10 protein-coding genes are annotated in these 12476 nt (G+C 61.2%); 3 read left to right on the top strand and 7 right to left on the bottom strand.

What is annotated here, in order from left to right; translation table 11 throughout:
- Positions 1–52: 52 nt before the first annotated feature.
- Both QSJ36_RS07280 and QSJ36_RS07275 read right to left on the bottom strand, forming a co-directional pair.
- Entirely contained in the window at positions 53–940 is an 888-nt protein-coding gene (locus QSJ36_RS07280; protein ID WP_285467946.1) for a prephenate dehydrogenase/arogenate dehydrogenase family protein, read from the bottom strand.
- An 86-nt stretch (positions 941–1026) separates the two neighbouring features.
- Positions 1027–1593: a hypothetical protein gene (locus QSJ36_RS07275; protein ID WP_285467944.1), complete on the bottom strand. Its 567-nt coding sequence runs from the start codon at positions 1591–1593 to the stop codon at positions 1027–1029.
- A 397-nt stretch (positions 1594–1990) separates the two neighbouring features.
- Here QSJ36_RS07275 and QSJ36_RS07270 point away from each other — a divergent pair, with 397 nt between their 5' ends.
- Positions 1991–4600, top strand: a complete 2610-nt coding sequence (locus tag QSJ36_RS07270) for an MFS transporter (RefSeq protein ID WP_285467942.1) — start codon at positions 1991–1993, stop codon at positions 4598–4600.
- Positions 4593–5057 (top strand): hypothetical protein, encoded by a 465-nt coding sequence (locus tag QSJ36_RS07265; protein WP_022397758.1) that lies wholly within the window; start codon positions 4593–4595, stop codon positions 5055–5057. The genes QSJ36_RS07270 and QSJ36_RS07265 overlap by 8 nt, the downstream gene beginning before the upstream one ends.
- Before the next feature lie 11 nt (positions 5058–5068).
- Here the strand turns inward: QSJ36_RS07265 and QSJ36_RS07260 are convergent, their stop codons facing one another.
- Positions 5069–5530 carry a hypothetical protein gene (locus QSJ36_RS07260; RefSeq protein WP_146017876.1) on the bottom strand — a complete coding sequence of 154 codons (462 nt, stop codon included), beginning with the start codon at positions 5528–5530 and terminating at the stop codon, positions 5069–5071.
- A gap of 132 nt (positions 5531–5662) precedes the next feature.
- Positions 5663–6070, bottom strand: a complete 408-nt coding sequence (locus QSJ36_RS07255; protein ID WP_022397756.1) for an OsmC family protein — start codon at positions 6068–6070, stop codon at positions 5663–5665.
- An 81-nt stretch (positions 6071–6151) separates the two neighbouring features.
- On the opposite strand from QSJ36_RS07255, the gene QSJ36_RS07250 reads away from it, so the two are divergent.
- Positions 6152–8467, top strand: coding sequence for a thioredoxin family protein (locus tag QSJ36_RS07250; protein ID WP_285467940.1), 2316 nt, complete (start codon positions 6152–6154; stop codon positions 8465–8467).
- Positions 8468–8543: 76 nt separating this feature from the next.
- Here QSJ36_RS07250 and QSJ36_RS07245 read toward each other — a convergent pair whose 3' ends face one another.
- From QSJ36_RS07245 to mutS, 3 genes are read right to left on the bottom strand one after another with little or no spacing between them, the layout of a single operon-like run.
- Positions 8544–9293: a GDSL-type esterase/lipase family protein gene (locus tag QSJ36_RS07245; protein ID WP_285467938.1), complete on the bottom strand. Its 750-nt coding sequence runs from the start codon at positions 9291–9293 to the stop codon at positions 8544–8546.
- Between the two features lie 36 nt (positions 9294–9329).
- Entirely contained in the window at positions 9330–9923 is a 594-nt protein-coding gene (locus tag QSJ36_RS07240; protein ID WP_102726579.1) for a 3'-5' exonuclease, read from the bottom strand.
- A gap of 1 nt (position 9924) precedes the next feature.
- Positions 9925–12426 carry a DNA mismatch repair protein MutS gene (gene mutS, locus QSJ36_RS07235; protein WP_285467936.1) on the bottom strand — a complete coding sequence of 834 codons (2502 nt, stop codon included), beginning with the start codon at positions 12424–12426 and terminating at the stop codon, positions 9925–9927.
- Positions 12427–12476: the final 50 nt, after the last annotated feature.

The following is a 12476-nucleotide window of genomic DNA, read 5'->3' as shown; positions in this document are numbered from 1 at the left end:
CCTTTCCCTTCCTGCAAAGGCACATCCGGCAGCAGAACGCTCCCGGCGCCTCTCACAGGCCAAGAGCCTGCGCCCGGCTCTCCGCCGCGGCCTTCAGCCATTCCCGCAGCGCCTCCTTGTCTCCGGAGGCCAGCCGGTTCCGCACCTCCCCCAACTGGGACAGGGCTTCGTCCAGCCGGTCCAGGACGGCGGGGGCATTCTCCGTCAGGATTTCCGCCCACATGGACGGTTCCCCCATGGAAACGCGGGTGGTGTCGCGAAAACCGCCGGCGGACACCAGCCCCAGCAGCTTCACATCCCCCCCGTCCAAGGCGGTGTGGACGCACAGGGCGGACAAGGCATGCGGTATATGGGAAATGCGGGCTACGGAAGAATCATGGTCCGCCGCTTTCATGCGGATGCAGTGGCAGCCCACGCGCTCCCAGAACCGCTGGAGCAGCAGCAGCATGTCTTCATGCACGTGCTCGTCATTGGTCAGAATGCACGTGGCGTCCCGGAAAAGTTCCCCGGAGGCATGCTCCATGCCCTGCTTTTCAGAACCGGCCATGGGATGGGAGCCGATAAACGCCACGCCGGTTTCCGTCAGAGCGGAACCCACGGACTGGTGGACGCAGCCCTTCACGGAACCCACGTCCGTCACCAGCACGCCCGGTTTCAGCAGGGGGAGCATTCCGGAAATGAGGCGGGACATCACGCCCACCGGGGTAGCCAGCACGACCAGATCCGCGCCTTCCACCACCTCTTCCAACCGGGTGGAGGCGGCATGGGCGGCTCCGGAAGAGCGGGCATATTCCAGCGGCTCCTCCCTCCTGCCCCACAGGCGCACGTGGACATGCGGCAGCTGCTTCCTGACGGCAAGCGCCAGGGAACCGCCCAGAAGGCCGGGGCCGAGAATGGCTACGGAGGAAAAGGAAAGCTGTTTTCTGGAAGCTTCGCTCATGGTTTCACAGGGGGTAGAATACACCAGCGCCCCGGAACATACAGCATGTTCAGGGGCGCGGGCATCATCTTTTTGCGGCGGCCGCATCAGGGCACGCGGAACTTCTTGATCTCATTCGGGAAGTTGGTGTCCCGCAGCACGGTACCGGAAGGGTAGGGCTTGTTGGTGCCCCGGTTCAGAATCTTGATCTTCTTGGTGCGGTCATACGGGCTGACCACCACCGTGGGGTCCGCCGTGGGCCACGCCACGGGAATGGAGGAAGCAGTGGAGGGCTCCACGGGCCTGGGAGCGGCAATGCCGGAATTGGCAGAGTCACTCACGGGATTGGGAACGACAGGCTTGGGCGCAACGGGCGGCGGAGGCGTGATATTGTTGGTGCCCCCCACCATGTTGCCGATGGTGCCGGAATTGGTCTGGGCCGGATCCGGATTGAAGCCGGAATTCTGACCCGCTACCGGGTCCAGAGAATTTTCACGCTGAATCTCATTCAACAGGCTGCTGCCCTGGGCGCCCATGACGCCGGAGCCGGACGGATAGACATTTTCCGTAGGATAAATGCCGATGGGGCGTTCATTCACGCGTTCCGTTTCACAGGAAGGCAGAAGGATTGCGCCTGCGGCCAGCAGCACGCCTATCGTCTGGGAAGTATTCATATGATCTCTCTTCGGGTGATAGCTTTCTGCCAGCATCCTACGGCCCCCTACCTTCATGTCAACCATAAAGCCTGTTTGCCGAACCGCTTCATGACAAGGATTCTCCGGCTTCCGGCCCCTCATCCGTGCAAAGCCGTACGGGGCTGCGGCGCTCCACGGGGGTTTTCAGGCCCGGTGGCGCGTCCTCCGCTTCACTGCGGGAATACACGCTTTCACCTCCGTCCGGCCATGGCCGTTCCACCGTCCCCGCATCCTTTTCCTTTCCAAAAATCGGGAAAAAGCCTCCTGCACGCCTTCCCCGGAGCGCTCCGGTACGGAAACAGATTATCCTTCCCTACCCCCTGTGATCTGCTACAATCCGCCCCACATGGATGACGTACAGACATCTAAGAAAAAAATGCCCTCAAAAAAGGAATGGAGGGGCTTTTATTCCCTGATTCTCATTCAAGCCCAGAACGCCTTCAATGAAAAAGCCGCCCAGTTCCTGCTGATTCCCCTGGGCGTCTGGCTGGCCGCCAACAGCGCCGTGTACGGGCCGGACTCCTGGGTCAACTCCCTCCAGTACATCCTTGCCTGCATCTTCGTACTGCCCTACATCCTGTTCTCCCCCTTCGTCGGCTGGCTGGCGGACTGCTTCTGCAAGGCCCGCATCATCCAGTTCATGTCTTTCCTCCAGATCCTGGTGCTGGGGGCCATGTTCCTGTGCTACAAGTATGAGAACATTGAAATGGCCGTCTTCTGGTTCTGCGTCTTCTCCGTCCAGGCGACCATCCTGAGCCCGGCGAAAAAGGGGGTGGTGAAGGACATGGTGGGCTCCCGCCAGCTTGGCTACGCCTCCGGGCTGATGGAAATGAGCCTCATCCTGTCCATGCTGGCGGCGCAGATCGGCATCTTCGTCTGGTTCGACATCCTGCAAGTTTCCTCCAACGACGGCTGGGAAGCCGCCGCCTTCCCCACGCTCATCCTCACCTGCATCGCCGTTCCCGTAGCCATTGCGGCCCTGTCCCTTCCCCGGTACCCGGCCAACCAGACCCGGAAATTCGAGTGGAAGCTCTTTTACGAGCACTTCGTGCAGCTCAAGTACCTGTGGAGCCAGCGGGACCTGAGGCTCAGCGAAATCGGCGTCTCCTACTTCTGGTTCCTGGCCGGGGCCCTGATGCTCATCTCCCTCCAGATCGCCCAGGAGCACCCCATTGACGGCACCGGATTCAGCATGTCCGCGGCCATTCTCATGGCGTGGCTCAGCGGCGGCACGGTGGTGGGCGGCGTCATAGCCTCCATCATTTGCCGTAAAAAAATTGAACTGGGCCTCATCCCCCTGGGCGCGATCGGCTTCACCATCGGCTGCATCTTCCTGTCCTTCTTCGCTCCCGGCTCGCTGCCCAGCAACATCGGCTTCGGTATCACGGGAGCCTTCGCCGCCGCGTACCTGGTGCCGCTGAACGCCCACCTCCAGGACAACTGCGATCCCTCCAACCGCAGCACGGTCATCGCCGCGGGCAATCTGATGGACTGCCTGATGGGCCTGGTGGCCGTCGGCTTCCAGCTCATGCTCAGGAACATCTTCTCCATCCAGAACCAATTCTGGGTGCTGGCCGCCCTGGGCGTGGTCATCACGATTGTGGCGTTCCGTCTCATTCCCCGCGAATTCATCCGCATGATGGGCCTCTGGATCATGAGGATCGTCTACCGCTCCCGCATCATCCACCAGGACCGCATTCCGGAGGACGGCGGAGCCATCATCGTCTCCAACCACGTCACGTACGGGGACGCGCTGTTCCTTTCCCTCATCTGTCCGCGGCCCATCCGCTTCATCGTGGCGGAGGAATTCGTAGCCATCCGCTGGCTCGGCTGGATTCTGGAACTCTTCAACTGCCTCCCCATTTCATCCCGGAATCCCCGGGAATCCCTGTCCAAGGCCATTCAGGCCCTCAAGGCCGGAGAAGTGATCTGCATCTTCCCGGAAGGCCAGCTCACCCGCACGGGCACCCTGTGCGCCGCGCGCAGGGGGCTGGAAATGCTGGCGAAAAAATCGCGCTGCCCCATCGTGCCCATCTACATGGACGAGCTGTGGGGGAGCATCTTCTCCTACTCCGGCAACCGCTTCTTCTCCAAGGCCCCCCTCCATGTCCCCTACCGCTTCACGGCCGCCATCGGAGAACCCATTGCGCCTGATGCCGTCAACCCCCGCATCGTCATCAACACCCTGAGGGAGCTCTCCTCCACCTGCCTGGAAATTGCCGCCAGCATCGGCAGGGACACCATCCTGAACCACCTGGAGCGCATCGCCCACAAGCCGCTCGTTTTAGCCAAAAACGCGCGGCTCACCGGGTATGAAATAGCCGAATGCCTGATGAACGACACCGTGGAGGCGGACCACCCGGAACTCAGGAAGTGGCTGGCCACCCTGCTGGACAGCTCCCGCTCCCAGAGCCGCCTGTGCGACTTCTGGATGAACGCCCAGCAATTGGAGCGCGTGAACTCCCTCCAGCCCCGGGAACTGCTGCTCACCAGCGTGGGGCATGACGAAGTGCATGAAACGGTGGCCTCCGTCCTGTGGCCCATCCTCACCAGCACCCCCGTGTACCTCATCAGCGACGGAGACCACAGCATGCCGGAGGGCATCAAGCAGGTGACGGGCTCCGACTTCCTGCGCCGCAGGCTGTACAGCCTGGTTCCGGAAACGCGCACGCCGTTTTACGATTTCAGCGGCTCCGGAGACCTGGTGCTTCCCAACATCGGGTGGCGCCCCTGCTTCGCCACGGACCGCGGCATCATCCTGGCCATGTCCATGAAGAGGAGCGTCTTCAAGCTGGATGACGGCACCGTGCAGCTCGGCATGCGGGCCAGAACGCGAGGACGCCTTCTCCCGGGCTTTTACCTGAATCCCCCCCTCTCCAACGTCATCGCCGGGGCTACGCTCCCCACCCCCTATTCCCTGCCGCCCAACCTGTATCTGGACGAGTCGGGCTTCCTGGCGGAACTCCAGTCTTCCAACCATGAATAGTAACTCATCATCCCGCCTTCCCATTCCGCAATATGTAATGACGCTGGCGCATGCGGCCGCCCTGCGCTCGGAAGACCCCTACCGCAAGGTGGGAGCCGCCGCCCTGGATGCGGACAACCGCGTGATCGGCACCGCCTACAACGGCCTGTACCCCGGCTTCAAGGCACAGGACACCTTCTGGGCCAGCCGGGACGAACGCCAGAAATACATGCTGCATGCGGAAATCAACCTGTGCAGCCTGTTCCGCAGGGGGGAGGCGAAGGTGGTGGCATGCACCACGATGCCCTGCACCTCATGCATGCAGGCGCTGTGCGCCCATGGCGTTAAAACCATTTATTACTGCGAGCCGTATGACAAGTCCGAGGCTCCGGCCATTGCCAGCCTTTACGGCGTGGAGCTGATCCAGGTCACGGATTACCCGCTCAGCCAGCACTTTCCCCTCGTCCTGGACTGCTGATCTGCGGAAACTCAATCCCGGTGCACGCGGCACGTCCAGCCGGCCATGGGGCGCGGAACGCCGTCAATGGAGAAATCAATGTCCGGTCCGGTTTCCGTAACGGTTCCGGAGACAATCACGCCCGTGCTCCTTTCAGCATCGTCAAAGGAAATATTCACGTCCGCCATGGCGCAGGCGGCGCGGCTGTTGGAAGCCGGCACAATATTCAAAACCCCGGAATTCGCGCCTTCATTGAACCGGTACGTGTAAACCCCATCATACACGATTCTCGTCTCCATCTTGATGACGTCCACATCCCGTCCGCCGAACTGAAGCCTGAACAGCATGTCCCCTCCCTCAAAGAGGCTTACCTGCTGACCGCTGAGGGAAACGCTCCCGTCATCCCCTGATTTTCCCGAACCGCCGCCGCATCCGCACAAAAGCCCGCACACTGTTACAGGAACCAAACACAAAACAGGGAAAAATTTCTTCATGCCCGGAAAAATGCACAACCTGACAATATAAGTCAAGTTCACTCAAGTATTATTACATTTTTCCAACATTTTTTAATATCATAAAAAAACCGCCTGTTTTCACAGGCGGCCTCAAGAAAACACAGGCGGCTGTCAACCCACCCAGTTCCAGGTGATGGGAACTTCAATATCGGGATGCAGGCTGTGCTTGACGGGGCAGCTCAGGGCGGCCTGTTCCAGCAGCTTCCTGTCCGGATGATCGGCTGGGAGGGGCACGGTGATGACCACTTCCAGCTTGCCGATGCGGCGCGGGTCAGCATTCATGTGCTTGCCCACTTCCACCGTCATGCCTTCCAGCTTAATTCCTTTGCGTTCGGCCACAATGCCCATGATCGTGCTCATGCAGCCGGCGAGCGCCGCGCCTACCAGGTCCGTGGGGGAGAAGGACTCGCCCTTTCCATTGTTATCCACGGGGGCATCCGTGGAAAGCTTGGCCCCGGAAGGCTCATGAACCATGGAGCAGTGGAGGCCGCCCTCGTACGTCGTTTTAGTTTTTACCATGACCCTATTTTATACAAGGCGCCGCACCATGCAACACACAAACATTGAATCCCCCCTTTCTTTATGGTAACCGCCTTTGTTATGAGAAACTTTTTGAAAGCCGCCGCCGTTTCCCTGGGTATTTTTGCCGGGGGAGCAGGTACGGGGGCGGCACAGGACTTCGGAGCCATGAACTTCGGCGGCGCGGGAGATTTTGGAACGCCCCAGGCATCCGGAACCTCCAAGGCTACAGTCACGTCCTACGGAGAAACACCCTTCGTCATCGTGACGGAGCTGACTCTGCCGGACCACTGGCACGTCTACTACAAGAATCCGGGAACGGTAGGGCTGCCCATGGAAGCCGCGTTCAAGGCCGTTCCCGGCTTCCGGGTGGAAGGCCCCTTCTGGCAAATTCCGGAATTGGGGAAAGGACTCGTGGATTTTTACGGTTACAGCGGGAAGGCGAAAATGGCCTTCCGCGTGACTCCGGAAAAGGACGCCCCCGCGGAAACGACCTTCACCACCACCATGACGTGGCAAATGTGCGCGGAACAATGCGCCGCACCGGAGACCAAAGACTTCAGCGTGACGCTGAAACGCGGAGACGGACAGGCCGCCCCCGACGCGGCCGAACTGTCCGGCGGCATGGCGGGACTTTCCACCCCCGCATGGGCGCAGGGACTGAAGGCCCGGATTTCCCAGGAAGGAAAAACCGTCACCCTGCACCTCAGGACGAACGGGCAACCGGTTCCGGAAGATTCCGTTTATTTCTTCTGCGACCAGGGGGAAATCAACCCCACCACTCCCCAGACCTTCAAAAAACTGGACGGCTCCAACTACGAGCTGGCCATGCAGTACAATGACACTACGGACGGCCTTTACCCCAACAACCTGTCGGAAGCGGACAAAGGAAAACCGCTGGCCAGCCTTTCCGGCATCCTGCGCGCAGGGAAGGAAGGCGTCAGCATCACGGCTGACAACCGCCCCTTTTCCGAGGGAGCGCAGGCGGCGGCAACAGCCGCGGAAGCCTCCCCCGCGTCTTCCGGACCCGTTCCCGCGCCGCCGCTGATGGGACTGGGGGAAATCATGTTCTTCATGTTCATCGGCGGCATCATCCTGAACGTCATGCCGTGCGTCTTCCCGGTAATCGGCCTCAAGATCATGAGCTTCGTCCAGCTGGGAGGGGGGGAACGGAAAAAAGTGCTGGCCCACTCCCTGACCTTCGTGCTGGGCATCCTGATCTCCTTCTGGATCATTACGGCCATCCTGATTGCGCTGAAAGCGAACATGTTCGACTGGGGCGCCCCTGCGGGACCCGGCATTTTCAGCAGTGAATTCTGGCTGGGCCACGGCGCGGAAGGCGTTGTGAACTGGGCCTTCTGGTTTGAAAACCCCTGGGTGAACTTCTGCCTGCTGGGCCTGATGCTCGCCATGGGGCTGAGCATGTTCGGCGTTTTTGAAATAGGCGTCAAGGCCACCACCATGGGCAACGACCTCCAGCACCAGAAGGGCTATGCCGGCTCCTTCTGGTCCGGCGCCCTGGCTACGGTCATTTCCACTCCGTGCAGCGCGCCGTTCCTGGGGCAGGCCATCGGCGCGGCCATGCTCCAGCCGCCGCTGGGCATCGTGCTCTGCCTGACCATGATGGGCCTCGGGATGTCCCTGCCCTACATCATTCTGGGAGCCTTCCCCGTCCTGACCAAATACCTTCCCAAACCGGGAGCGTGGATGGAATCCTTCAAGCAGTCCATGTCCTTCCTGATGTTCGGCACCGCCGCCTACTTCCTGTGGATTTACATTGCGTTCTTTGACGCGGACAACCATCCGCAGGACATCCTGTTCCTGTTCTTCGGCCTGGTGCTGTTCTCCATGGCCTTCTGGGTGTACGGCAGATGGTGCCCCATGTACCGCAACCGGAAATCCCGCATCACGGGAGGCATTTTCTCCGTGATTTTCCTGCTGGCCGGCCTGTACTACATGCTCCCTCCGGAAGGAGCCGCCTGGTTCGGCCGCGGAGCGGATTCCGGAACAGCGGATTCCTCCGCAGCTACGGCTCCCGCCCGCCAGGCGGAAGGAAGCGTGTGGACCCCCTGGAGCCCGGAAGCCATGCAGGCCGCCCTGAAAGAGGGAAAGCCCGTTTACGTGGACTTCACGGCCCGGTGGTGCTCCACCTGCCAGGTCAACAAGGCGTCCTACACGGATGAAGTGCTGGCCGCCTTCAGGAAATACGGCATTGTCATGATGAAGGCGGACAAAACCCGCACGAACCCCGCCATTGACCAGGAACTCAAAAACCTGGGACGCACGGCGGTTCCCGTGAACGCCCTGTACCTGCCCGGCAAAAAGCCGGTCGTCACCCGGGAACTCCTGTCCCCCTCCTACCTGCTGGAATTCCTGGAAACGGAAATGGACCGCTGAAAGCGGCCTTTTCCGCAGACGGAAACCAGTCCGGACCACAAAAGCAACGGCAAGGCGGACAAGAAACCGGGAAAACTCAGCCTTCCCGGTTCAGCAGGGGCATCAGCGCCTCCGCCCAGGCCTGGTAGCCTTTCGCCGTCAGGTGCACCTTGTCTCTGAACATTCCTTCCCGGAACGTTCCGTCCGCATTCAACAGGCGTCCGTTAATGGAGAGAACGGTGGTCCGGGGCAGTTTCAAACCGCGCAGGCGTTCATTGATCTCCTCCTGCCGCTTGCGGAGGGGTGCGGAAGGATCGGGACCGTAGGGCGTCACCTCCATCAGGATCAGACGGGTTTCCGGGAACCTCTTCAGCAGGCGCACGGCCACTTCCCGGATGCCCTTTACCGTTTCTTCCGCGGGCTGCTTCCCTTCCCACCGGCCAATGTTATTCGTCCCGGCCAGCAGAACGCAGTAACGCGGCGGCGTTTTGACTGCCAGCTCCGTATCCTCCATGCGCCACAGGATGCTCTCCGTCCTGTCTCCGCTGACGCCGAAGTTGACCGCCTTCATCGGCAGGAACACCTTCTTCCACCATTCCGCGCCTTCCTGCTCACAGCCCTGCGTGATGGAATCCCCCACGAACAGGATGCCGCACTCCTTCCCCAGCAACTGCTCCCGGACTACCTTGTAACGGGCGGGAACCCAGTGCTGCGTGTTCATCCTGGGAACGTCCGGGGGATCCGGGACAATCCCTGCCGGGGGCTTCTCCGCAAAAACGGAAGAAAGGGACAGGAGCAGAAAAGCGGCAAGAAAAACGGGAGCTTTCATCTTCCCTGTAATACGCATGGACGGCAGGCCAATCTTTCCAAGAGAAAAGGAAAATCACTTTCCCAACGCCCTGCCAAGCACCTCCAGGGGCTGGGAGGACAGCTTCAGCTCCCGCACCAGGAACCGGACGACGAGCAGGCTTCCCAGCGCATCGTACAGGGCGTCATGCCACCGGCGGCCGGGAAGCAGCGCATCCACGGAAGGAGTAAGCCCCAGGGAATCACACAAGGTGGACAGGGAATAATCCGGCAGGCCCGGCACGCACATCTTCCCGAGCGCCAGCGTATCCAGCCACGGCCCGAAGCCGTGCCCCGGAAAGCGGCGCAGGAACTTCCGTTCCGTGGCGGGGTTATGCCCCACCACCACGGCGTCCCCCAGGCGGGAACGGATAGCCGGCCACAGGGAGGGAAAGGAAGGCGCATCCGCCAGCATCTCCGTAGTAATGCCGTGCACCTGGGAGGCCGACCATAAAACGGGTTTGTCCGTAGAAATATAGGACGTCCACAGCTCCGGCTCCCCTTCCAGGGAAGGACAGGCGGCAATGCCTATCTGAACGGGCTGGTCCGTCTCCCCCCGGGCAGCCCCGGCGGATTCAAAATCAATGGCGGCGAAGCGCAGGGCGCCGATCATGTCTGCGGGCAGAGGCATATCAGAACAACTCCAGCTGAGCGTACTCCCCGGTGGGCATATCGTCGTCCATGTCCGTATTCTTGGCCCTGGGTTCCGCCAGACGGGCGCGTTCCTTTTTCCGGGGCCGCGTGGAATTCATTTCCAGATGGGACAGGATGGTCTTGGCGCGGTCCACGATGGCGGCAGGCATGCCCGCCAGGCGGGCCACCTGGATGCCGTAGGACTTGTCCGCCGCCCCCTGCACGATCTTGCGCAGGAACACAATCTCCTCCTTCCATTCCCGCACGGCCACATTGTAATTCTGCACGCCGGCCCTGGAACGGGCCAGGTCCGTCAGTTCATGGTAATGCGTGGCGAACAGGGTGCGGGACTTCAACTCGTCATGCAGGTATTCCGCCACGGCCCACGCGATGGAAAGGCCGTCAAAGGTGGCGGTCCCGCGCCCGATTTCATCCAGAATAATCAGGGAACGCTCCGTGGCGTTGTTCAGGATCAAAGACGTCTCACTCATCTCCACCATGAAGGTGGACTGCCCGCGCGCCAGGTCGTCGCTGGCCCCCACGCGGCAGAAAATGCGGTCCACCAGGCCGATGTGGGCGGACTCCGCCGGAACGTAAGCCCCGATCTGGGCCATCAGCGTAATCAGGGCCACCTGGCGGATATAGGTGCTCTTGCCCGCCATGTTGGGCCCGGTCAGCAGGATGAGGCGGTTTTCCTCCGGTTCCAGAAAGGCGTCATTGGGCACGAACACGTCGCCGGAAACATTCTGCTCGATAACGGGATGGCGGCCGTTGACAATGCGCAGGGTCATGGAATTGTCCAGCACGGGGCGGCAGTACTGGTACTGCTGCGCGCCCTCCGCCAGCCCCAGCAGCACGTCCAGGTCCGCCATGGCGTCCGCCGTAATCTGGATGCCGTCAATGTGGCGCCCCACTTCCTCCCGCAGCAGCAGGAACTGTTCATACTCCACCTGGCGGGAACGTTCGTCCGCCCCCAGGATGGTATTCTCCATCTGCTTGAGCTCCGGGGTGACGAAGCGTTCCGCATTCACCAGCGTCTGCTTGCGCTGGTAGTCGGGAGGCACCTTGTCGTAATGGCTCTTGGTTACTTCAATGTAGTAGCCGAAAACGTTGTTGAAGCGGATTTTCAGGGAATCAATGCCCGTCCGCCTGCGCTCCTTCTCCTGGAGCTGGGCCAGCCACTCCTTCCCGTCGCGGGAAGCCAGGCGCAACTCATCCAGCCCGGCGTGGTACCCTTCCCGGATGATGCCGCCCTCCTTGATCGTCACGGGCGGCTCATCCACCAGGGCGCGCTGGAGCAGGTCCACCAGCTCGTCAAAGCAGCCCATGCGGGAGCGGATGCTTTCCAGCATTTCCCCGCCTCCGGGCAGGGATTCCAGATCATCCCTGAGCGCGGGAATGCGCCCCAGGGAGGAAGCCAGCGCCTGGAGGTCACGGGCGTTCCCCGCGCCCTGGGAAATGCGGCCCGTCAGCCGTTCCATGTCCCGGACGTTTTTCAGGCTCTCCCGCAGCTTGCTCATCAGGTAGGGTTCCTGCAAAAGAACGGAGATCATCTCCTGCCGCGCCTGGAGCTTTTCCAGGTCGCACAGGGGGTGGAGCAGCCAGTCCCGGAGCTTGCGCGCGCCCATCGGGGTGCTCGTCCTGTCCAGGGTGCCCAGCAGGGAAAGCTTCACGCCGCCGCGGGAATCCACCAGGTCCAGGTTCCTCTGGCTGGCCTGGTCAATCAGCACGGCGCTCTCCGTGGCGCGCACGGAAATACGGCGCAAATGGTCCGTGGGGCGGCGGAGCTGGTAGCCCAGGTAATGAAGCACCGCGCCAGACGCCCCCAAAGCGGCGGTCATCTCCCCGCAGCCGAAACCGTCCAGGGAATGCACCCGGAAGTGGCTCAGCAGATTGGGAATGGCCGTGGAAGGCAGGAACGTATACCCGTCGTAATAAAGCGTGGGATAGGCGCCGGGGAAGCAGTCCGTCTGCTCGTCGCTGACCAGAAGTTCGGAAGGATTGATGCGGGACAGCTCGTCCAGAAGCAGGTCCATGTGCTCAAACTGGGCCACGGAAAATTCCCCCGTGGTGTGGTCCACGCATGCCAGGCCGAAATGCTTTTTATCCTTATAAAGAGCCACGATGTAATTGTGGCGGGAGGAATCCAGCAGATTCATATCCGCCAGGGTTCCGGCGGAAATCACGCGGGTCAGCTCCCGCTCCACCAGCTTGCCCGGCTGCGGAATGGTGGTCTGCTCCGCAATCGCCACGCGCTTCCCTCCCTTCACCAGGCGGCCAATATACCCTTCCGCGCTGTGGTGAGGCACCCCGCACATCGGAATGCCGTGGCGCTTGGTCAGCGTCAGGCCCAGAATGGAGGAAGCCTCCTTGGCGTCCTCAAAGAACATCTCATAAAAATCCCCCAGCCGGAAAAACAGCAGGACGTCCTCCGGCAAGCCCTTCTTCATGCGAAGGTACTGATCCATCATCGGGGTGGAGGTAGGTCCGGAATTACTCATAAATAACGGTGAAAGAGTAATCTGATTGCGGCTGCAAGGCAAGATTGGAA

Origin of the sequence: Akkermansia sp. NBRC 115031 (assembly GCF_030268505.1) — a bacterium.
In the GTDB taxonomy this organism is placed as follows: Bacteria; Verrucomicrobiota; Verrucomicrobiia; order Verrucomicrobiales; family Akkermansiaceae; genus Akkermansia; species Akkermansia massiliensis.
The sequence above is the reverse complement of the archived record's forward strand: the minus strand, read 5'-3'. Positions and strand labels throughout refer to the sequence as shown.

Excerpts from the sequence above, each read along its gene's own strand:
- QSJ36_RS07270 (WP_285467942.1), top strand. The coding sequence starts at position 1,991 with ATGCCCTCAAAAAAGGAATGGAGGGGCTTTTATTCCCTGATTCTCATT.
- QSJ36_RS07255 (WP_022397756.1), bottom strand. The coding sequence starts at position 6,070 with ATGGTAAAAACTAAAACGACGTACGAGGGCGGCCTCCACTGCTCCATG.
- QSJ36_RS07265 (WP_022397758.1), top strand. The coding sequence starts at position 4,593 with ATGAATAGTAACTCATCATCCCGCCTTCCCATTCCGCAATATGTAATG.
- QSJ36_RS07250 (WP_285467940.1), top strand. The coding sequence starts at position 6,152 with ATGAGAAACTTTTTGAAAGCCGCCGCCGTTTCCCTGGGTATTTTTGCC.
- QSJ36_RS07280 (WP_285467946.1), bottom strand. The coding sequence starts at position 940 with ATGAGCGAAGCTTCCAGAAAACAGCTTTCCTTTTCCTCCGTAGCCATT.
- QSJ36_RS07240 (WP_102726579.1), bottom strand. The coding sequence starts at position 9,923 with ATGCCTCTGCCCGCAGACATGATCGGCGCCCTGCGCTTCGCCGCCATT.
- mutS (WP_285467936.1), bottom strand. The coding sequence starts at position 12,426 with ATGAGTAATTCCGGACCTACCTCCACCCCGATGATGGATCAGTACCTT.
- QSJ36_RS07245 (WP_285467938.1), bottom strand. The coding sequence starts at position 9,293 with ATGCGTATTACAGGGAAGATGAAAGCTCCCGTTTTTCTTGCCGCTTTT.
- QSJ36_RS07260 (WP_146017876.1), bottom strand. The coding sequence starts at position 5,530 with ATGAAGAAATTTTTCCCTGTTTTGTGTTTGGTTCCTGTAACAGTGTGC.
- QSJ36_RS07275 (WP_285467944.1), bottom strand. The coding sequence starts at position 1,593 with ATGAATACTTCCCAGACGATAGGCGTGCTGCTGGCCGCAGGCGCAATC.